This is a genomic window from Bacteroides sp. f07 (assembly GCF_042854785.1).
Lineage (GTDB): Bacteria > Bacteroidota > Bacteroidia > Bacteroidales > Bacteroidaceae > Bacteroides.
In genome coordinates this window covers 2,926,726-2,947,523 of the sequence record NZ_BAABXI010000001.1, presented here as the reverse complement: position 1 = coordinate 2,947,523, position 20,798 = coordinate 2,926,726, and the positions used below count along the sequence as shown (strand labels likewise).

General features: G+C 43.7%; 17 protein-coding genes and 1 riboswitch. Of the genes, 5 read left to right on the top strand and 12 right to left on the bottom strand.

The features are described 5' to 3' along the window. Window position 1 precedes the first annotated feature (1 nt). From ACGHVY_RS12145 to ACGHVY_RS12125, 5 genes are all read right to left on the bottom strand, one after another. Complete coding sequence (locus ACGHVY_RS12145; RefSeq protein WP_390599298.1) at window positions 2-337, bottom strand: hypothetical protein; 336 nt, start codon at window positions 335-337, stop codon at window positions 2-4. Window positions 338-479: 142 nt separating this feature from the next. Further along, complete coding sequence (locus ACGHVY_RS12140) at window positions 480-1,001, bottom strand: HU family DNA-binding protein (protein WP_390599297.1); 522 nt, start codon at window positions 999-1,001, stop codon at window positions 480-482. Between the two features lie 192 nt (window positions 1,002-1,193). Then, window positions 1,194-2,573 carry a replicative DNA helicase gene (gene dnaB, locus ACGHVY_RS12135; protein WP_390599296.1) on the bottom strand — a complete coding sequence of 460 codons (1,380 nt, stop codon included), beginning with the start codon at window positions 2,571-2,573 and terminating at the stop codon, window positions 1,194-1,196. Next, window positions 2,563-3,180, bottom strand: a complete 618-nt coding sequence (locus ACGHVY_RS12130) for a hypothetical protein (RefSeq protein ID WP_308747222.1) — start codon at window positions 3,178-3,180, stop codon at window positions 2,563-2,565. Before ACGHVY_RS12130 ends, dnaB begins: the two co-directional genes overlap by 11 nt. Before the next feature lie 418 nt (window positions 3,181-3,598). After that, on the bottom strand, window positions 3,599-3,904 hold the full coding sequence (locus ACGHVY_RS12125; protein ID WP_308747221.1) for a DUF4248 domain-containing protein: 306 nt from the start codon (window positions 3,902-3,904) through the stop codon (window positions 3,599-3,601). A gap of 472 nt (window positions 3,905-4,376) precedes the next feature. On the opposite strand from ACGHVY_RS12125, the gene ACGHVY_RS12120 reads away from it, so the two are divergent. Next, window positions 4,377-5,933 carry an ATP-binding protein gene (locus tag ACGHVY_RS12120; RefSeq protein WP_390599295.1) on the top strand — a complete coding sequence of 519 codons (1,557 nt, stop codon included), beginning with the start codon at window positions 4,377-4,379 and terminating at the stop codon, window positions 5,931-5,933. Window positions 5,934-5,938: 5 nt separating this feature from the next. On the opposite strand, the gene ACGHVY_RS12115 is transcribed toward ACGHVY_RS12120, so the two are convergent. The 3 genes from ACGHVY_RS12115 to ACGHVY_RS12105 all read right to left on the bottom strand — a co-directional run bounded on the left by ACGHVY_RS12115 (window position 5,939) and on the right by ACGHVY_RS12105 (window position 9,922). Next, the gene (locus ACGHVY_RS12115; RefSeq protein WP_390599294.1) at window positions 5,939-7,687 is read right to left on the bottom strand and encodes an AAA family ATPase; all 1,749 of its coding nucleotides are present in this window, start codon (window positions 7,685-7,687) and stop codon (window positions 5,939-5,941) included. A gap of 100 nt (window positions 7,688-7,787) precedes the next feature. Then, a complete protein-coding gene (locus tag ACGHVY_RS12110) occupies window positions 7,788-9,362 on the bottom strand; it encodes a ribonuclease E/G (RefSeq protein ID WP_390599293.1) in 1,575 nt (524 codons plus the stop codon). A 284-nt stretch (window positions 9,363-9,646) separates the two neighbouring features. After that, a complete protein-coding gene (locus ACGHVY_RS12105) occupies window positions 9,647-9,922 on the bottom strand; it encodes an HU family DNA-binding protein (RefSeq protein ID WP_390599292.1) in 276 nt (91 codons plus the stop codon). 211 nt (window positions 9,923-10,133) lie between these two features. On the opposite strand from ACGHVY_RS12105, the gene mutY reads away from it, so the two are divergent. The 4 genes from mutY (at window position 10,134) to ACGHVY_RS12085 (ending at window position 13,897) form a co-directional block, all read left to right on the top strand. Next, window positions 10,134-11,183 carry an A/G-specific adenine glycosylase gene (gene mutY / locus ACGHVY_RS12100; RefSeq protein ID WP_390599681.1) on the top strand — a complete coding sequence of 350 codons (1,050 nt, stop codon included), beginning with the start codon at window positions 10,134-10,136 and terminating at the stop codon, window positions 11,181-11,183. A gap of 87 nt (window positions 11,184-11,270) precedes the next feature. Beyond that, window positions 11,271-11,762: a single-stranded DNA-binding protein gene (locus ACGHVY_RS12095; protein ID WP_390599291.1), complete on the top strand. Its 492-nt coding sequence runs from the start codon at window positions 11,271-11,273 to the stop codon at window positions 11,760-11,762. Between the two features lie 77 nt (window positions 11,763-11,839). Continuing rightward, window positions 11,840-13,192, top strand: a complete 1,353-nt coding sequence (locus tag ACGHVY_RS12090; protein ID WP_390599290.1) for a gliding motility-associated protein GldE — start codon at window positions 11,840-11,842, stop codon at window positions 13,190-13,192. Between the two features lie 72 nt (window positions 13,193-13,264). Beyond that, on the top strand, window positions 13,265-13,897 hold the full coding sequence (locus ACGHVY_RS12085; RefSeq protein WP_390599289.1) for a 4'-phosphopantetheinyl transferase superfamily protein: 633 nt from the start codon (window positions 13,265-13,267) through the stop codon (window positions 13,895-13,897). A 90-nt stretch (window positions 13,898-13,987) separates the two neighbouring features. On the opposite strand, the gene ACGHVY_RS12080 is transcribed toward ACGHVY_RS12085, so the two are convergent. The 4 genes from ACGHVY_RS12080 to ACGHVY_RS12065 all read right to left on the bottom strand — a co-directional run bounded on the left by ACGHVY_RS12080 (window position 13,988) and on the right by ACGHVY_RS12065 (window position 20,388). Further along, on the bottom strand, window positions 13,988-15,367 hold the full coding sequence (locus ACGHVY_RS12080) for a tryptophanase (RefSeq protein ID WP_390599288.1): 1,380 nt from the start codon (window positions 15,365-15,367) through the stop codon (window positions 13,988-13,990). A gap of 200 nt (window positions 15,368-15,567) precedes the next feature. Next, window positions 15,568-16,320 (bottom strand): DUF4465 domain-containing protein, encoded by a 753-nt coding sequence (locus ACGHVY_RS12075; RefSeq protein ID WP_390599287.1) that lies wholly within the window; start codon window positions 16,318-16,320, stop codon window positions 15,568-15,570. Window positions 16,321-16,350: 30 nt separating this feature from the next. Further along, complete coding sequence (locus tag ACGHVY_RS12070; RefSeq protein WP_390599286.1) at window positions 16,351-18,330, bottom strand: YncE family protein; 1,980 nt, start codon at window positions 18,328-18,330, stop codon at window positions 16,351-16,353. A 15-nt stretch (window positions 18,331-18,345) separates the two neighbouring features. Further along, a complete protein-coding gene (locus ACGHVY_RS12065) occupies window positions 18,346-20,388 on the bottom strand; it encodes a TonB-dependent receptor plug domain-containing protein (protein WP_390599285.1) in 2,043 nt (680 codons plus the stop codon). Between the two features lie 187 nt (window positions 20,389-20,575). Further along, window positions 20,576-20,785: riboswitch (cobalamin riboswitch) on the bottom strand. Between the last annotated feature and the right edge of the window lie 13 nt (window positions 20,786-20,798).

Here is a 20,798-nt window from a genome sequence, read left to right as displayed (position 1 = left end):
GTCAAGCTTCTTTCAAAGCCATACCTGCACTACCTGCATTACCCGCATTACCTGCATTACTGCGCTGCACACACTCTTTATTGACACACTGCAAAGCCGCAGCCTGAGCCAACTGTCCCCGCAACGAGAAAATCTCCGTATGCATCTCCTTCACCCTCGAACTAAGGTCGAAATAATCCTTCAACACCTTCTCCAACTGCTGCATCAGAAAAGAATACTGACCTTTCACCAGTTCACTGAACTCCTTGACCTCTTGCGCCATAACCTTGCGCTTCTTACGGTTACTGCCCAAAAAGGGTAGAATCGTCATGATAATCTCTATAATTTTATCTAGCATTTTAATAAATTGAGAATTGAAAAATGAAACATGAAAATGGGAGAGAAAACATGAACCACATGCCGGGGATAAAATAACTACTCCCCGGCAATCATGTGGAACTGTTCATTAATAAGGTTTACCTCAAGGAAAGGGACAGCCTTTATGCTGCCGGGTCCGGAGTTTCCCCGTCATCCCCTTCGCCGGAACCGCCACCGTTTCCACCATCGGCGCCGCCCCCTTCGGAACCACCCTTAGCATCACCCTTTCCCGCCAGGACGAAATCCACATTATTCTCACTTCGGGTAGTGGTATGACTCGTATTCACCAGATGTAGCGCTTTATCAGCCACAAACCGTACATTCACCTTGCGGATACAACGCACCGTGCAATCCTTCTCCTTCTCCGTGCCCTCGCTGCTCAGCGTGATATGGAAAGTCCCCAATCCATCAATCTTCACCTTATCGCCTTGCGTAAGCGACAGGCGCAACTGCTCCACAAAAGCCTCGATAGCATGCTTCACATCTCCCGCCGTAAGCGAGGAATTTGCTTCGATGGCATCCGCCAGCTTGTTGACGTCCATCACCCTTACAGTACCCGATTTCTGGCGTACATAATACAATACCTGCGAGTCTTCCTCGCTCACATTCTTTCTGCGCTGATAGCGCTCTACTAATACGTTCATAATTTGAAAAAGTTAAGGTTTAAGTAATAATTATTTTCTGTCCTTCCGACTATACAAAGATACAAAACCACGAAAGGGAAGTCAAGTATTTTATAAAATATTTCCAAGCAAAAAACAACCGTTTTGAACCCCCTAAAACAAATCTATAATGTAATGAAAAATAAACCGCAAAAACAACCGTTTTCCCCATCCTTATCTGGCATGTTTCTGAAGATATTCCAATGGCGGAACATAGTCCGTAATCTTCGTCATTTCCGGATTATGGCTGAAATAAACGTTTCCCGTCTCCCCGTTGCGTTGCTTGGCGATGATGGCCACACCCAGGTCTTTGGTCGGATATCCGCTTTCCCTATCCGTAGTGACCCGTGCCAACGCCGGGCGATACAGCAACATCACCATATCCGCATCCTGCTCGATGGCCCCGCTTTCGCGGAGCTGGCTCAGTTCCGGGCGCCTGTCTATCTGCCCTTCCGACAAACGGTTCAACTGGCTCAGCAACACCACCGGTACATTCAGCTCCTTGGCGAGCAACTTCGCCTTCCGCGCAGCCTGTGCCACTTCCTGTTCGCGATTCCTGTTGTTCTGCCCGCTGCTCATGTCGCAAAGTTGCAGGTAATCAATGATAATCATGCCACACTCATTCCGGCTTTGCAGCAACCGTGCGCTGGAACGCACATGCTCCATACTGACCACCGTACTGTCATCCACATGAATCGGCAACCGTGCCAGTCCGGCAGCCACGGCGCGCGCTTCCGCCATCTCCTGCGCGCTCACCGTCCCCCCGCGCCAATGACCGGCACTGACATTGCTCGCCCCCGTCAGCCACCGGTCTGCCAACCTTTCGCCCTGCATCTCAAGACTGTAGACCGCTACGGCATGCCCCGCCATTGCCGCGTTTCGTGCTAGATGCAGCGCGAATCCCGTCTTTCCCACACCGGGACGCGCAGCGATAACCACCAGTTCTCCGTTCTGCAGCCCCGACGTCATGCGGTCCAAATCCGTCAGCCCCGTAGGAATCCCCGTCACGCCATCCACGCTCCGGGCGATACGCCCCTCGGCTTCCGTCATGGCATCCGCCATCAGCGTATCCATGTCGCGCATATTGCTATGGTGTCCGGATTCCCCTTCCAGGCGGTCGAGCAGGTCGTGCGCGTCCACCAGCGTGTCACCGATGTCTATGGTTTCGTCCAGCGAGCAGGCGAGCAACTTGTTCAATCCCAGAATCATCTCCCGCCGCAGGAACTTCTCGTGCACTATCTGCGCATGATACTCGATGTGTGCGGAACTGGCCACCTTACTGCTCAACTGCGTGATGCCGTAGGGGCCGCCCGCATCCTCAAGCTTTCCCTGCCGGGCAAGCTCCTCTTTCACGGTGAGGATATCAATCTTCGTGCCCGTCCGGTGCATGGCAAGCAAAGCGTTGAAAATCAACTGGTGACGTGTCACGTAAAACATCTCCGGGCGTAACTTCCCCGCTATCAGCGGTAAGGCGTCCTGCTCGATAAGGCAGGCGCCTATGATAGCCTCTTCCACTTCGGGCGCTTGTGGCGAAACCCGGTTCTCAGTATTCATTAAGAAAAGCTTTATTAGATAAGTAACTGCCTGCATGCAGGACATATTTGGAATTTGTCTGATGGAAATAATATTCCTCGATTTTGTCGATGGCGAGTTGCTGCTCTTTGCTGCTGAGTTTTTTCCATTCGCGCTGCACTTTGGCTATGTTCTCTTTGGGAAGTTGCGTAATGGCGTGATACTCGTCCCAGAAGTAGAAAAACTTCTCGTTGACGGCTTTCTTCTTTTTCATCGCTTCGGGATTCCCCACCCATTTGTCATATTCCACCACGCGGATATGCAAGGACTTGTCTTCATGCGGGATGATTTCAATCACTCCTGCGGTTTCCAGGTCATGAATCAGGCGGAAAGTCCGGCAGATACTCCAGTTAAAAATCCGGCTCCAGTCGCGGTAGCTGTGCATGCTTTCGCCCCGCCGGCACACGAACTCCTTATTTTGATATCCGGTATATTGCGTCTCCGAATAGTTGACCTTCATAAGCATGATTAAGAGTGCCTCTGTATCCCCTTCGCAACCATGTCCGTTGTCAATCTGCTGTTGCAGCAAAGATTTGGGGATAATCAGGAATCCGCGCGCCGTCATGGACTGGAAATTAAATTTCTTCATAAGTCGATTGTTTTTAATTTCCGGCAAATATATACCAGTTTTCATGGGTATGCAATAAGCCATGTTCAGTACGGTTCGCAGGGGTTGACAGGTGGAGAACAGAGCTAAAAAAATCCTTTTTCGTCCCGGGATGCGGTTCATTGGGTGCGAAATGAAACAGACGCTCCGTTGGGGGGAAACGGAGCGTCTGTTTGGAGTGAACATAGCCTTCGTTCGGGTGAATCAGAGGCTCTGTTTGAGAGCAGAAAAACGGATGCTTGTGCAGAACGCTTGTCAGAACACCTTTTTCTTCGTGTAAGTTGCTGTATCATTGATTGTTATGTGTGTAAAGAAAAATGACTCAGAACGCTTGTCAGAACACATTATAAACAATAAATAATAAACTATATATTTAAAAATATATAGTTCGATTTTCCTTTTATTTCTTGTCTGCGTTTACACTTTCGATTGCAGTTTTGTTAGTTGGCGGTATCTTGATGACGGGTGCCCCCAGAAATTCGATGAGGATGAGTTGCATCTTCGGACTGACGTTGTTTGTTTTCTTTGTGTAGCCTGCTGCGGTCATTTGAGCGCACAACTCTTTGTGGCTTCTGATACTGTTGCGCAATTTTCTGCTGGCCGAACTGGGAGTGGACAAATCCGGGAAATACTCTACCGCTAAGTCAGAGAAATGCTTGAAACCGTTAATACAGTTGCCGTCGTTGGCTGATTCATGAGTTTTCATGATTCTTAAAATTTTAAATTAAACGAAATAGGGCTTTTGACCCTGAAAATTGTGCAAATGTAAGCAAATATATTCTAAGGCTAAACTTGAAGTTACGACTTTTTATTTGACTGTTTTTATGTATGTAAAATTTAATATTCATATTTTTGTAGTTACTGAAAGTAATTTTTTATAAATGTAAATATTAATAATTGAGATTTTTTTATGAAGAAAGAAAATTTGTAAAAGTGATGTTCTTGAAGTACTTGTCGCAGATTTGTCAAATCCGAATAATAATACTATTCAGCAAGCAAATGATTGGACCGAAGCTGCAGTTAAGGATATTCTCGTCGTAGTAGTGCTAAAGCAGAAAGTGGCAGTGAAACTTTTATTGTAGGTGAAATGTTTTTCTTTTAACTTGCTATAGCAGAGAAATCTACTAAAATCAGTATCTTTGCAATAAGAAAGCGCATTTTTTATAAAAGCAGAGAGTATGAGCAATAAAATATATCCTATCGGTATTCAGAATTTTGAAAAGATTCGTAATGACGGTTATTTCTATATTGATAAAACTGCATTGATATATCAAATGGTCAAGACCGGAAGTTATTACTTTTTGAGTCGTCCGCGCCGTTTCGGAAAGAGTCTGCTCATCTCTACCTTAGAGGCTTACTTTCAAGGAAAGAAGGAGCTGTTTGAAGGACTGGCAGTAGAAAAGTTGGAAAAAGACTGGATTAAATATCCTATATTGCATCTCGACCTTAATATTGAAAAGTATGACACACTGGAAAGTCTGAATAATATACTTGATAAATCGCTGACAGCGTGGGAGAAACTTTATGGTGCCGAGCCGTCCGAACGTTCGTTTTCCTTGCGTTTCGCCGGTATCATAGAGCGTGCCTGTAAATTGGCAGGGCAACGTGTGGTCATCTTGGTCGACGAATATGACAAACCTATGTTACAAGCCATTGGTAATGAGGAACTTCAAAAACAATTCCGAAATACCTTGAAACCGTTCTACGGAGCGCTCAAAACAATGGACGGCTGCATTAAGTTTGCATTCCTTACTGGCGTGACAAAGTTTGGCAAAGTCAGTGTATTCAGTGACTTGAACAATCTGGATGATATTTCAATGTGGAATGAGTACATCGAAATATGCGGTGTCAGCGAGCGTGAAATTCACGAAAATCTGGAAACAGAACTCCATGAATTTGCAGTAGCGCGCGGTATAACGTATGACAAGCTTTGTGAAGAACTGAGAGAGTGCTATGACGGCTATCATTTTACTCACAATTCAATCGGCATGTACAATCCGTTCAGTCTGCTTAACGCTTTCAAACGCAAGGAATTCGGCAGCTATTGGTTTGAGACGGGTACGCCTACCTGTTTAGTGAAGTTGCTAAAAAAACATCATTATGACCTGGAACGGATGGCACACGAGGAAACCGACGCCCAGGTCTTGAACAGCATAGACTCTGAATCCACCAATCCCATTCCGGTGATTTATCAGAGCGGATACCTCACCATCAAGGGGTATGATGAAGAATTTGGAATGTATCGTTTAGGTTTCCCAAATCGTGAAGTGGAAGAGGGATTTATCCGTTTCCTACTTCCTTTTTATGCGAATGTGAATAAGGTAGAATCCCCTTTTGAGATTCAAAAGTTTGTTCGTGAGGTGCGTTCCGGTGATTATGATTCTTTCTTCCACCGCTTGCAAAGTTTCTTTGCGGACACTACCTACGAAGTGATTCGTGACCAGGAACTGCATTACGAAAACGTGCTTTTCATTGTCTTTAAACTGGTCGGCTTCTACGTCAACGTGGAATATAACACGAACGATGGACGCATCGACCTCGTCTTGCAGACTGATAAATTCATTTATATAATGGAATTTAAGCTGAACGGCACGGCCGAAGAGGCTTTGCAGCAAATTAATGACAAGCATTACGCCCTTCCTTTCGAAATGGACGGACGGAAGCTCTTTAAAATCGGCATAAACTTCAGCGCGGAAACCCGCAATATTGAAAAGTGGATAGTGGAAGAGAAATAGATAATTTAAACTTCCTCACACACTACCATCTTCATTCCCTGATAGACAACTACGATTTTGTGCAGAGTCGTTGTACCGATTGCTTTCTGTACCGTTTCACTGGCAGCATAGCGGTTGGCTTGCGCGATAGCTTCCTGTCGGAGTTGTTCTATCTTCTCATCGCTGTCCTTTCCTTTGGCATACTTCAATTCAATAATGTAGGAATGAAGCATATCTTGGTAGATTTCCAATAGGGGAGACATGAAAATATCGGCATACCCTTCCTGATTATCCTGTTCGGAGATAGGGCGATAGAAACGATTTTGGGCGGTCATAGCTAATGTGAATCCATGTACGTATGCTTCACCCTTCTGCTTGTCACGCTGGGAAGAGTATCGGTGCAGGCATTCGGCAATATAGTCGAAATAGGCTTTCCAGTCACCACGATAAGCCATGGCAGAGGACAGTTTCCCTTTTTCCCAATTATCAAAGCGGAGCTCTGCTTCGTTATAGGTATCCAATAAATAACTGTACAGTTGTTCGCGAACTACTTGATTGGGAATAGTCAATTTCGTTTCTCCTTCTATCGTTCCGCTGATAGTCAACATTCCGAAGTAGAACAATAGGCTGACAAAGTTGTCCGGTTCTGCTACCGATTCGGCAGGAAATCCGGTTTTCAGTTCACCGGTGATATATCCTTGTTGTACCAATGTCTGAATGGTCGAGGCATCGTGAGCAAATTCCTTGTCTTTGCGGATAAGCATCCGTAGTTTGTTGTAATCTACACGGATGTTTTCTTCTACCATATTACGGGGCATTTCTCCACCGTTACGAATATAATTATCTACGAAGTAGAGTACCATATTTGAGTTGTACATTGTTGTCCTGCCATAACTGTTTTCCGAAAAACAGTAGTTGTCATACCACGGTTTCATTGTTTCTATCAACTCGTCGGTAGAATGATGGAACTCGCTGGTAGTGGCATAATAATCAAGCATTGCCCGTACTTCTTCTTCGGTGAATCCAGTCATTTCGTTAAATTCAGAAGAGAGGGAATAATTGGTACCGATATTGAACCCACTGGTCAAGTCGTCCATAGTGACGGGACTGACACCTGTCACGAAGCAACGTTTGATAGTGGAATAGGTTCCGGCTTTCACTGTATCGAAAAAGCTGCGCAGGTAGCCGGTTCCATGTGTTTCGCTTTTGTAGTCTTCCAGACAGGAAGGCTCGGATAGAATTTTGTTTGTAAAGTGATCGTATTCGTCAATGAATAAATAAATCTGCTGATTGGTTTTGACACATTCTTTATATAAATAATCCAGTTGCTCTACGGCTCCTTTTTTTTTGTTCATTTCTTCTTTTATTCCTTTAGGAAGGTATTGGGCATAGATGTCGCAGAAGAAATTGAATTCTGTATTGCAATGTGCGTCCAATGACTGCCGGTAGCTCTTCAGTTCAGCGTTAACTACGGCAAAGTTCAAGTAAATGATAAGATATGAATTTCGTTCGGGAGTGGGATGTTTGCCTATATAGAGGTCGCCATACCATTTCTCAAACTTGTCTGCTTCCAATATATTATAGTAATGGTGAAGCATGGAAAGAGTAAGGCTCTTGCCGAATCTGCGCGGACGAATGTAAAAGAAATACTTGTTCGCATTCTCAATAAGAGGGATATATCGTGTCTTGTCCACATAATAACAGTCATCTTCGCGGACGTCGATAAAGTTCATCATTCCGTACGGAATACGTTTACGCTTTGCAGGTAGGTTCATAACTCTTTCATTTTCCTACAAAAATAAGAATAAAAAATGAAATTTCCGGTGATTATGTGATACAAAAAGGCGACCCGTTGCAACGAGCCGCCTTTTCTGTCTATTTGATTTCGAATTCTTCCTTCATATCGATTTCCTCTCCATGTGTATCATAGAACACATATTGCAGGAATGCGAGTTTCTGACTTGGAATAATCTTGATACCGAATCCGTATTTCATCTGCCACTTCCGTTTCAGGGAAACAAGTCCCTGGTTGATGTAAGCGGCCACATACGGGTGGACGTGTAACGAGAATTTCTTAACCTTCAGTTTATTGACCAGATAATCAATTTTACTCTCCAAAGTGTCCGTAAAGAGAATGGACGATTTGATAGTGCCTTTGCCGAAACAGGTAGGGCAGGTCTCGGTCGTGTTGACGTCCATTGCCGGACGCACACGCTGGCGTGTAATCTGCATCAGCCCGAATTTGCTGAGCGGCAGAATATTATGCCGTGCCCTGTCTTTCTGCATATTGGCACACATACGTTCGTAAAGTTTCTGACGGTTTTCGGCTTCATTCATGTCGATGAAGTCCACGACGATGATACCACCCATATCCCTTAATCGCAGTTGGCGCGCCAGTTCATCGGCGGCTCCCAGATTTACTTCGAGTGCGTTACCTTCCTGTCCGTTGGCATTCTTGGTGCGGTTACCGCTGTTCACGTCTACTACGTGAAGCGCCTCAGTGTGCTCAATAATCAGATAGGCACCACTCTTGTAAGAGATGGTTTTACCAAACGAGGATTTAATCTGCTTGGTGATACCGAAATTGTCGTAAATGGGAAGCTGGCCTTTGTACAGTTTCACGATATTGGCCCGGTCGGGCGCAATCAGTGATACGTAGTCTTTGATTTCATTGTACACAGCCTCGTCGTTGACGTGAATATTCTCAAAAGAAGGGTTGAAGAGGTCGCGCAACAAACCTACGGCACGACTGGTCTCTTCATAAATCAACGTCGGAAACTTGGTGGCTTTCTGTACTTTTGCCATCGCATCTTCCCAATGCTTGATCAGGACTTTAAGCTCTCCGTCGAGTTCGGCTACGCGTTTGCCTTCGGCTACCGTGCGGACGATGACGCCGAAGTTTTTCGGCTTGATGCTCATCAGCAGTTGTTTCAGGCGGGCGCGTTCTTCGCTCGATTTAATTTTTTGTGATACGGAAACCTTGTCATTGAAAGGGATGAGTACGAGATAGCGTCCGGCAAACGAAATTTCGGACGTCAGTCGCGGTCCCTTCGTGGAGATAGGTTCCTTTACGATTTGCACCACTACTTCTTGTCCCACCTTGAGTGTGTTGGATACAGTTCCATCCTTGTCGAGGTCGGGAAGCAGGGTTGCTTTGCTGATGGAGGTCAGCTTCTTTTTGTCGCTTAAAGTCTGCTTTACAAACTTTTCGAGTGAGTTAAATTGAGGACCCAGGTCAAGATAATGAAGGAAAGCGTCTTTCTCGTAACCGACGTCTACAAAGCATGCATTCAGTCCGGGCATCAATTTCTTGATACGTCCCAAATACATATTGCCCACGGAAAAGGAGATGTTCCTTCCTTCGCTTTGAAGTTCCACCAGGCTCTTGTCTTCGAGAAGGGCGATGGATACCTCTTTGGGCTGTACGTCAACTACTAGTTCACTTGTCACTGTTTTGTTTCCTTATTATTGATTGAATCTCATTTATATGAACAACTTTTTTGACAAATTGTTCGTTTTGGGTTAGCTACTTAAACAAAGAACAAACTTGAAAGACATCGAGCTTCGCAAGTTTGTTCTTTATTTCTGTGTGATCCAGACCTAAAAATTATTTTTTGCTTTTATGTCTGTTCTTTCTTAGTCTTTTTTTACGCTTGTGCGTAGACATTTTATGTCTTTTTTTCTTCTTTCCGCTTGGCATAGCTTCACATTTTATGGGTTAATACTCTTGTTTATTATTTCTTTACTGAAATTGTAAATGTCTTAGCCGGTTTGAAAGCCGGAATGTTGTGCTCAGGGATGATAATAGTAGTGTTCTTAGAAATATTACGAGCGGTTTTCTGTGCTCTTTTCTTTACTACGAAACTACCGAATCCGCGTAAATACACGTTCTCATCGTTAGACAATGAATCTTTAACAGCCTCCATGAATGCTTCAACTGTTGTAAGAACTGTCTGCTTGTCAATTCCAGTTTTCTTTGTAATCTCGTTTACAATATCTGCTTTAGTCATTTTTCCTTAAAAAAAATATTATTACTATGTTATTGCTAATTTTTTGGACTGCAAATATATAGCTTTTTAAGCTCCTAAAAAAATATATTATGCACATTTTTCTAAAAAAATGGTGGCGTTGGGTTTTCTTAGAACCAAAAGAGTTACTTTTGTGTGGCTTTTGAATAGTATATGCAAGATAAATGTTAGATGATACATGAAGACCGGTCTTATAAATGAGTTTACTGAAGCGATTATAAAGTGGTATGAGGAGAATAAACGTGAATTGCCCTGGCGGGAGTCTTCCGATCCGTATCTGATATGGATTTCGGAGATTATCCTTCAGCAGACGCGTGTGGTGCAGGGGTATGATTATTTTCTTCGTTTCGTCAAGCGTTTTCCCGACGTGCAGACGTTGGCGGATGCAGATGAGGATGAGGTGATGAAATATTGGCAGGGGTTGGGTTATTATTCACGTGCCCGGAATCTTCATGCTGCCGCTAAAAGCATGAACGGGGTTTTCCCGAAAACGTATGCGGAAGTGCTGGCTTTGAAGGGAGTGGGGGAGTACACGGCTGCGGCTGTCTGCTCGTTTGCTTATGGCATGCCTTATGCGGTGGTGGACGGAAATGTGTATCGTGTACTTTCACGTTATTTCGGTATCGACACGCCGATTGATTCGACAGAGGGGAAGAAGCTCTTTGCGGCTTTGGCGGATGAGATGCTGGACAGGAAGCGGCCGGCTCTTTACAATCAGGGGATTATGGATTTCGGGGCGATTCAGTGTACTCCGCAGTCGCCTGATTGCTTGTTTTGCCCGTTGGCGGACAGTTGTTCGGCTCTTGCGAAAGGGTTGGTCGGTAAACTGCCGGTGAAGCAGCATAAGACGAAAACGACAAACCGTTATTTCAATTATATTTATGTACGTGCGGGCGCGCATACCTTTATTAATAAACGGACGGAAGATGATATCTGGAAGAATCTGTTTGAGTTGCCTTTGATAGAGACTCCGGTGGCTTTGTCGGAAGAAGAGTTTTTGGCTTTGCCTGAGTTCCGGGCATTCTTTGCGCAGGGAGAGCAGCCGGTAGTCCGTTCGGTTTGCAGAGAGGTGAAGCATGTGTTGTCCCACCGGGTGATTTATGCTGATTTCTATGAAGTGACGTTGCCCGAAGAGACGGCTTCTTTCAGTAAGTTTCAGAAAATAAAGGCGGAAGAATTGGAGCAATATGCTGTTTCCAGGTTAGTGCACGCTTTTATTGAGAAGTATATTGCTCCGAAATAAAAGTTATAACAATTCTTGCATCCTATTGTTATTCTGTTTAATTTTGGCAGCGGATTTGAAACTAAGAATTATAAACTTGATATATATATGTCAGTAAATAAAGTGATATTGATAGGAAACGTGGGACAAGATCCGCGGGTGAAATACTTTGATACAGGCTCGGCAGTAGCAACTTTTCCGTTAGCTACGACAGATCGTGGCTATACATTGCAAAATGGAACCCAGATTCCTGAAAGGACGGAGTGGCATAATATCGTTGCATCCAACCGTTTGGCTGAGATTGTAGACAAGTATGTGCACAAAGGTGACAAACTGTATCTGGAAGGAAAGATCAGAACACGTTCTTACAGTGACCAGTCGGGAGCTATGCGTTATATCACTGAGATTTATGTGGATAATATGGAAATGCTGTCTCCGAAAGGGGCTAATCCGGGTGTGGGAGTTTCTGCACAGCAACCTGGTGTCGGTCAGCCACAGCAGTCGCAACAGCCACAGCAATCCCAACAAATGCAGCAGCCGCAGCAAATGCAGCAGTCGCAACCTGTACAAAATAATCCGGCAGACGACTTGCCGTTCTAAATAATGTGATAGTGTGCCGATAGGTTTTCGCAGGCAGATTGGCACATTATCTTTTGTTAAACTAAAATATATACTCTTTGGACTCAGATGGTTATTTAAGCCAATTGGCTGATATTTTCAACGGTATTACCGTAAACACTCCTTCTATCTCTGCTATTATCGCCATAGTACTGGCAGGTGTGCTCCTGCTTGCTTCCGGTTTTGCTTCGGCTTCTGAAATCGCTTTTTTCTCGCTTTCTCCTTCAGACCGGAATGATATTGACGAACGCAATCATCCTTCCGATGATAAAATAAGTGCCCTTCTTGGTGACTCTGAACGTCTTCTGGCAACGATATTGATTACTAACAATTTTGTGAATGTAACCATTATCATGCTCTGCAACTTCTTCTTTATGAATGTTTTTGTTTTTCATTCTCCGTTGGCAGAGTTCTTGATACTGACCGTAATACTTACTTTTCTGTTGCTTCTGTTCGGCGAGATTATGCCGAAGATTTATTCGGCACAGAAGACCTTGACTTTTTGCCGTTTCTCCGCACCGGGTATTTATTATCTGGAAAAAATATTTCATCCGATAGCTACTGTCCTGGTACGTTCTACAACTTTTCTGAACAAGCATTTTGCCAAGAAGAACCATAATATTTCTGTTGACGAACTGTCTCACGCGCTGGAACTGACGGATAAGGCGGAACTTTCTGAAGAGAATAATATCCTGGAAGGAATTATCCGTTTCGGTGGAGAGACTGTGAAGGAAGTTATGACATCACGTCTGGATATGGTCGATTTGGATATCCGTACACCTTTCAAGGAAGTGATGCAGTGTATCATCGAAAATGCTTATTCGCGTATTCCTATTTATACCGGTTCGCGGGATAATATCAAGGGGGTATTGTATATCAAGGATCTTCTTCCTCATGTGAACAAAGGGGATAATTTTCGTTGGCAGTCATTGATTCGTCCGGCTTATTTTGTGCCGGAAACGAAGATGATTGATGATTTGCTTCGTGATTTCCAGGCAAATAAGATTCATATTGCCATCGTTGTAGATGAGTTCGGGGGAACTTCCGGACTGGTGACGATGGAAGATATTATCGAAGAGATAGTAGGGGAAATCCATGATGAGTATGACGATGAAGAACGTACATACGTTGTGTTGAATGACCACACTTGGATATTTGAAGCAAAAACGCAGTTGACAGATTTTTATAAGATTGCGAAAGTAGATGAGGATGAGTTTGAAAAAGTGGTGGGGGATGCCGATACTTTGGCAGGTATGTTGCTCGAGATTAAAGGTGAGTTTCCGGCATTGCACGAGAAAGTGACTTATCACAATTACGAGTTTGAGGTATTGGAGATGGATAGCCGCCGTATTTTGAAAGTCAAGTTCACGATTCTGCCCAAGGATACGGAAGGGGCGGAAGAGAAAGAATAATCCTTGAAAGTAGAATTACGAAAGTCGAATTACGAAAATAGAATCACGAAAGTATAATCAGGCAAACGTAAGATGGCGTTATTTCTGCAACATAAGACGGACGATATACAGTGGGCTGTCTGGAAGATGGAAGAGTCTTTGGATGCATTATTGGCTCTTTTGCCCGATGCGCGAAGAATCTTCTGCGAACAGGAACTGAACCGCTTTGTCTCCGAACGTCGTAAGATGGAATGGCTGTCCGTTCGTGTTTTGCTGTATTCTATGTTACGGGAGGATAAGGAAATTGGTTATTCTTCCGAGGGAAAGCCTTATCTGGCGGATCGTTCTTTCTTTATCAGTATTTCTCATACCAAAGGATATGTGGCTGTGATGCTTGGTTCCCGGATTGCTGTCGGCATTGATATTGAGCAATATGGTCAACGTGTCCATCGGGTATCCGACCGCTATGTCCGTTCTGACGAACAGGCGGAAACTTATCAGGGAGATACAACTTGGAGCCTGTTATTGCATTGGTCTGCAAAGGAAGCGGTTTTTAAACGTATGGAGGATGCTGACGCCGATCTCCGCAAGTTTCGTCTGACGCATTTTGTTCCTCAGGAAGAGGGCACGTTTCAAGTTCAAGAGTTTGTGACGGAATTGCATGAACTTTATACAGTTGGTTATCGTATCCATCCGGATTTTGTGTTGACATGGACGCTCAACTGAATAGAAAGAGAAAATCGGGAAACGGCGAATAATAAGTGGGGAATCCGGTTGTTATTCACCGTTTCTTGATTTGATTACTTATCTTGTTTTTTAGATAGATAGTTTTTCCAATTGGACGGTGAAGTGTCGCATCAGCGGGGCTTCCCAAGCGATACGTACTCCGCGGGTAATGCTTTCTCTGCGTTCATATACATTCTTGAGGGCGGCGGCTATCACGTTCATATGATTGTCTGTGTACACCCTGCGGGGGATGGCAAGACGCAGTAAATCGAGTCCGTTGAACCGGTTCTCGTGAGTAACCGGGTCGCGGTCGGCAAGGATATAGCCGATTTCGCATCCGCGGATACCGGCTTCCAGATAGAGTTCGATAGTCAGTGTCTGTGCCGGAAATTCTTCCTTGGGTACGTGTGTCAGCACTTTGGGCGCATCAATGAAAATGGCATGACCGCCGGCAGGACGCTGATAGGGGATTCCGTATTCATCCAGTTTCTTTGCCAAGTATTCTACTTGCTTGATGCGTGTTTCGAGATTATCGAATTCTGTGTTTTCATCCAGTCCGATGGCGAGTGCGTTCATGTCCCGTCCGTTCATTCCGCCGTAAGTGAGATACCCTTCGTATTGCACGCAGAAACCTTTTGCACCTTCATACCAGTCTTCACGGCGTGTGGCTATGAAGCCGCCCATGTTGACGATTCCGTCTTTTTTGGCACTCATTGTCATGCCGTCGGCAAGGGCGAACATCTCTTTCGTAATTTCTTTGATGGATTTATCTTGGTAACCTTCTTCGCGCATTTTGATAAAGTAAGCGTTTTCTGCGAAGCGTGCGGAGTCGAAAAGTACCGGCTTGCCGTATTTGTCGGCGATGGCTCTTACTTCACGCAGGTTTTGCATGGATACAGGTTGTCCGCCGGCTGTGTTGTTGGTGATGGTTACGATGATAAAGGGGATACGTTCTGCATGTTCGGTCAGGGCTTTTTGCAGTTTGTCAGGGTCTACATTTCCTTTGAACGGGAGTTCTAGTTGTGTCTGTTTGGCTGCATCAATGGTGCAGTCTAATGCGATGGCACGGCGTCCTTCGATGTGTCCTTTGGTGGTGTCGAAGTGTGAATTGCCGGGTATGATGTCTCCTTCGTGTACCAAATAGGAGAAAAGTACATTTTCTGCGGCACGTCCTTGGTGCGTCGGGATGATATACTCAAATCCGGTCAGTTTCGTAATCATCTCTTTCAGTTTGAAGAAAGAGGTTGCTCCGGCATAGCTTTCATCACCGAGCATCATTCCGGCCCATTGGCGGTCGCTCATGGCTCCTGTTCCTGAGTCGGTTATGAGGTCTATATAAACTTGTTCTGATTTGAGTTGGAAGACGTTGTAATGTGCTTCTTTAATCCATTGCTCACGTTCTTCACGAGTACTTTTACGGATGGGTTCTACCATCTTTATTTTCCATGATTCGGCAAAAGGTAATTCCATTGTAGTATATTTAAGCGTTTTACTCGACGAATGTAGCTAAAGTTTGTGTAATTAACAAGTATTGAATGACTTTTTGTTAGTCTGTGATGCGTTTGCAGTGTTTCTCTATGGATAGAAAGCATATAGAAGTAAAAAGAGAAATATGAAAAAAGCCAGGCTTCTGAATAGAAAGTCTGGCTTTTTTTATTGTGTGGTTGTTTTTACTTCTCGATGAGAGTAATACCGTCAAGACAGAAATATGCTGGAGTGTTCATTCCAATGCTCGGATCAGGATTATTATCGCTAGAGCTCATTTCGAATGTTATGTATTCGGCATCCTTGATGCTACTCCAATCAAACCATTTCCAATTATTTATTACTTCTTTTTTACCGTTGCGATAGTCTGCTAAATAGAAGTCTATACTCCCAATTACGCTTCCGTCTGCATTATGCCCTACGGCTGTTACTTTAAACCAATCACCATCTTCGAATTTGGTTTTATTCTCATAGCCGTCGTTTCCATCTTTTACTGCTAAATATGCATATGTAGAGTTAGTAACCCATGTTCCTTTAAATGCGTATTTACCTTGATTAAGATTTATAACTTTTGCTGTATTATAGCTATTGGTATATACTGTGAGATAAGTTGTTCCGTTTTTACCTTTTGCGGTAATAGAGCTATTATTACCAAAGCCAGGAGTAGTGATATCTGTTTTATTAGTATAAGTAAATCCACCTGCGAACCCCCATGATGCATAATAGTGGTTGCATTCAATTAGGCTTTGATTGTCTTTAATATTTGTTTCAAAAACGTCATAACCTGTTGGTTGGTCACCTGTTGGAGTGAACTCACTATCAATGTTGGTTAACAGGTTTTCAAAGCTAACAACAACCTCGTTTTTTACATCGTCATCGTCACCACAACTACAAAATACAAATACTGATAGTAGTAATAATAAAGATAATTTCTTCATGTTCTTTTCTGATTTTTAGTTATTAATTATTTAATTCTTCTTTAAGTGCAAGTTCTCAACGGTTATGACTTCCGTAGATATTTCTCCCATCTGTCCGGCATCCTGATTGATGGAAGTCGTAATTTTCACAAAGTCGATACAATCCAAAACAACTGATTCGCCATTGCTGTCTACTGCCCAGTCTATTTTGAAATTGCTGTCTTCCTTATCATTGCGATGATTGTCTGCATATCCCCATGGATAACAATAACCTACCCATAGTCCATTTTCTACTATGGCATTATCTTTCAGGCGTGTTCCTTGGAATGTTATTTTATCTTCTTCAATCCATAACGGATAATAAGACGTTTGTGCATGAAAACTATTGCGGAAAATTACTCCTTTATTACCTTGATTGTCTTCCCAAGGAATATCTAAGTTTGCAGGCTCCGGTCGGGAATAAGTAATTTCATATCCGCGGGTTTCTGTATCTTTTCCATATTCGCTTCCCGCTAATTCATACCATTCATCATCAGGTTTTCCATTACCGTTTACATCTTTGGACACAAATACAATGCCAGGTTCGGCGCTTCCACCCAATTTCCCTGTTCCTGTCTTTAAATTATAATAAGCATTTCCTTTTACTTTGAAATCGTATTCTCCTTTTATATTGGGAATTGATTGAGGAAATCCTAAAACGATATATCCGCCGAATCCGCCCAATGATATAATTGATTTCTGTTGTATCCTTCGGGTAGCTTCTTTTAATACATCTTCATAAGTATATCCATCTTTGTAAGCCGACGTACTCGTATTGATAAACTGTCCGGGAGCCGGCTTATATTCCCATACTTTATCGGCGAAAGCCAATGAATTTTCAGTTTCTTCGGTATTATCATCAATGTCGCTTTGTGAAGCCTTGTCGCTGAATACAATCGTGTTCGGATTCAGTCCGATATTATTCAGGCGGAATTGCAGTTGCCCTTGTTGGTTGAAACAGAGCAAATCTCCGTATATGGTGTAATCATAAGCATTTGTGATATACACGTTGCCACTATAAGGATTCACATTGATTCCATAAGGAGTATCGATATTTGTTCCGTCCGTAATGAAATTCTCACGAACGGTTTTTCCTGTTTTCAGATTGAATGTCTTGATAGAAGATGTTTGCGTACTATAATTGTAATTGTATAGATAGGCAATCTCTCCGTCAATGGCAAAGTTCTGTACTTTCTCATTGTAATGAGTCACTCCATTTGTCAGACAGTCTATTTTTGCAAAGTTATAATTTCCTGCTTCTACATCTTCTCCACGGGTTGCTACATAAACGGTTGTTCCATCCGTACCGGCTACAATCTTGCCCGGATTCGGTCCTACTGTAATTTTATTGATTTCTTTGAATGTGGCGATATCAACCACGGATACAGTATTGTCTACTCCCAGACCGGATGCATAATCCAGTCCGCCGGAATTGGAAACATATAACTTCTCGTTTTGTACACAGATTCCGTCGGGATTACGTCCCACGGAGGTGACACCGTCTATGGCGAGGGAAGTTGTATCAATACGTGTCACTGTTCCGTCATAAGAACATACATACGCTTTTTCTTTATGAAAGGCGATGTATCGCGGTTCACGTGAACTTCCGTTTTCGGTCAGCATTTGAATTTGCTTCAAGGAGTTTCCTGTACGGAAGTCTATTACTTCCACTGTACTGGAAACATTGACAATGACATATATCTTGTCGCCATAAATGGCTAAATCATTTGCCGTATCTCCCAATCCCCGATGATTGATTGTATTAAAATAGTTGCGCACCATTCTCTGGTTGCCGAAAGAGAAACGCATCAATGAACTGTTATTCTGATTGAATAGTCCTTCACATAACGCATAGAGCTCGGCTGTATCTGTTTCAGTCGGGTCACCTGCAATGTCCGAAGTGAAAGGCTTATCTTCCATATCATCACAAGCCGTGAATAATAATAGGATGGGCAGGCAGAACCAAAATATATATGTCAATTTCCTTTTCATATCAGTATCCTGCTTTTAATATGTTATTTTTAGCGTTGCTCTTACCGAACGTCCCGGCATTGGGAAGTATCGTACAATCTCGTAATTTTTATCCATCAGGTTCAGTACTTCCACGCTGAGCGAACTTGTAACTTTTCTTATCCGGAAGTCGCGGCTCGCCGAAATACTGTGGTCACTGTAACTATCCAGTCGGTTGGCTGCGATATTCTGTCCCACTGTATAGCGTTTTCCCGAATAAAGGAATGAGTAAGACATATTTATCCATGGAGTCTCGATGCCTGCTTGTCCTGAGGCAGAAACACGGGGAGTATAGGCTATCTGATGTTTATAAGTCGATTTATCCTTACTCAAATCAGGGTTGGTGACGTCCAATGCCCGTTGATACGTATAATTACCGGACAGGTTGATGCGGATTTTCTCCCAAGGCTGAAGAGATAAGTTTCCTGTGATGTCAATACCTTTGATATCTACACTTCCCAAGTTTCTCATGCTCCATATAGCAAGATTCTTGGTAGGATAAGCAATGATTTTATCCGTTACTTTGTTATAGTATGCATCAACGGTTGCCGAAAGATAAGGAATGAATGCACATACATTCTTGCTGTATGTCAGACCGATATTATATTGCTTTGCATTTTCCGGTTTCAGTTTGGTGTTTCCTACTTCCTGGTAATACAGGTCATTGAAACTTGGCAGACGGAAGATGTCCTTATAGAAGAAACGGATACGAAACTCTTCGTTACGGAAAGGTTTGAATGAAGCGCTGACATAAGGCGTTAATTTGCGGTGATTGCCGGCGCTGCCGCCTTCCTTGACATCTTCGTTGATGATAGTCGCCAAAGCGGATGCGGAGATTGTCAGCCAGTCATTCACGTATTTTCCTGCAAAAGCCGTCAGCCATGAATAGCGGGTGGGTTGCGCAAAATTAGTAAGATTAGTATCCATTGTATTGATACTCCCATCCGTCGAAAGGGAAAATGAAAGATTGCTCAATAATCTGTATAATACCGATGCGGAGAGATAGTATTCCTGTTGGTAATAGCTGTTTTCCGTTTTTCCTAAAGAGTTTTTGGTGTCGGGGTCCAGATAACGCTGATAGCTCCAGTTCCATTTGGCGGAAGTCTGGAATACCCATTGTTGGCTGAACTCTTTCTTGTATTGGCTTTGTACAAATGTATTCTTGTCCCACAGGTGCTGTGAGGAATAGTCGTTATAAAGTGTAGTGGCTTTCGGCAATCCCCGCGAAGATTGAAAGTAATAGGCTTTCAATCGCCATTGCTCTTTATCGGAGAAGTTGCCGTAAAGTCCGGCTTCGGCACGAAAAGTTTGTACGTCGGTATTCTTTCTTTTCTCCCGTGAAGTCAGGTCGCCCTCTGTATTTCCGTAGTGCAGGGTATATGGATATTGTCCGTCCGATGACATCCATTCGCCATTGGCTGTGACTGTCCACTTAGAACTGAGTTGTTGCTCTAACAGAACGGATGGATTGACAAGCCCCCATGAACCCGTCTTGAAAGCCGCGCTGATATTCGTACGTTTCCCTTTTTTGAAACGGGGAGTAAGTGTCTGTATATTCAGTATTCCTGCCGAAGCGAAGAAACGTGCCGGCTGGAAGATATTATCGCTCTGACCGTTGCTAAGTGATAACTGGTCTACATTATCGAGCGAGAAACGACCGATGTCAATCTGTCCCGTCTGGCAGTCGGTTACGGTGATTCCGTCATAACCTACGGCTGTGTGCTGTGCACCCAAGCTGCGTATGGATACGGTTTTCAGTCCGCCGATGCCACCGTAATCTTTCACGGTCACTCCGGCAAAATGCTTCACGGCATCAGAAACTTGCAGGGCATGCAGGTTCTTTAGCGCATCTTTGGAAAGTACTTGTAGCGGAGCGGTAGAACGTACCTCTCGTGTTTGATAAATATCGGAAACAGTAATTTCGGGGATGGAGTATGTATGCGTTGTATCCACTTTTTGCTGTTGCGCAAAAAGTGTCGGGAGTAAAAGTTGGCAGTAGAGTACTGCACAGATACTTTTGTATAGCCTTGTATGTCTCATCCTTATCCTACTACTGGTCTGTTTTTTCACTTTTAAAAGTGTCCGGGCGAAATCCCTTCGACCGGACACGCATAAATAAACTTGGCAGAGTTTATTAATTAAAACACACTTTCTCTGAATCAGAGTGATGAATGAAATGATAGACGGATTGTCCGGTTCATTAGACTCAACGCTTTTTCCTCGAAAGCAGTGAAATTGGGTGCACGGCAGGTCTTCTGACTCGTTCCTGTTGCGGGCGCCTTCCCAGAAGTTTCTTTCCAGTGGCTAAAAGTAGGTTGCTCGCAACACATTTATAGAACTTACAGCAGCGGGACTGTTCAGGATTTACACCTGATTCCCTTTTAATCGCTTTCCTCGTATATTTTGAGGGCTGCGAACCAATGCGCGACAAAGATAGATAGTTTATTTGT

Bases quoted from the DNA above. Each gene is read 5' to 3' on its own strand.
- ACGHVY_RS12145 (WP_390599298.1), bottom strand. From the start codon at position 337: ATGCTAGATAAAATTATAGAGATTATCATGACGATTCTACCCTTTTTG.
- ACGHVY_RS12105 (WP_390599292.1), bottom strand. From the start codon at position 9,922: ATGACTAAAGCAGATATTGTAAACGAGATTACAAAGAAAACTGGAATT.
- ACGHVY_RS12075 (WP_390599287.1), bottom strand. From the start codon at position 16,320: ATGAAGAAATTATCTTTATTATTACTACTATCAGTATTTGTATTTTGT.
- ACGHVY_RS12095 (WP_390599291.1), top strand. From the start codon at position 11,271: ATGTCAGTAAATAAAGTGATATTGATAGGAAACGTGGGACAAGATCCG.
- ACGHVY_RS12115 (WP_390599294.1), bottom strand. From the start codon at position 7,687: ATGAACCTACCTGCAAAGCGTAAACGTATTCCGTACGGAATGATGAAC.
- ACGHVY_RS12070 (WP_390599286.1), bottom strand. From the start codon at position 18,330: ATGAAAAGGAAATTGACATATATATTTTGGTTCTGCCTGCCCATCCTA.
- ACGHVY_RS12080 (WP_390599288.1), bottom strand. From the start codon at position 15,367: ATGGAATTACCTTTTGCCGAATCATGGAAAATAAAGATGGTAGAACCC.
- ACGHVY_RS12065 (WP_390599285.1), bottom strand. From the start codon at position 20,388: ATGAGACATACAAGGCTATACAAAAGTATCTGTGCAGTACTCTACTGC.
- ACGHVY_RS12085 (WP_390599289.1), top strand. From the start codon at position 13,265: ATGGCGTTATTTCTGCAACATAAGACGGACGATATACAGTGGGCTGTC.
- ACGHVY_RS12130 (WP_308747222.1), bottom strand. From the start codon at position 3,180: ATGAAGAAATTTAATTTCCAGTCCATGACGGCGCGCGGATTCCTGATT.
- ACGHVY_RS12140 (WP_390599297.1), bottom strand. From the start codon at position 1,001: ATGAACGTATTAGTAGAGCGCTATCAGCGCAGAAAGAATGTGAGCGAG.
- ACGHVY_RS12125 (WP_308747221.1), bottom strand. From the start codon at position 3,904: ATGAAAACTCATGAATCAGCCAACGACGGCAACTGTATTAACGGTTTC.
- dnaB (WP_390599296.1), bottom strand. From the start codon at position 2,573: ATGAATACTGAGAACCGGGTTTCGCCACAAGCGCCCGAAGTGGAAGAG.
- ACGHVY_RS12120 (WP_390599295.1), top strand. From the start codon at position 4,377: ATGAGCAATAAAATATATCCTATCGGTATTCAGAATTTTGAAAAGATT.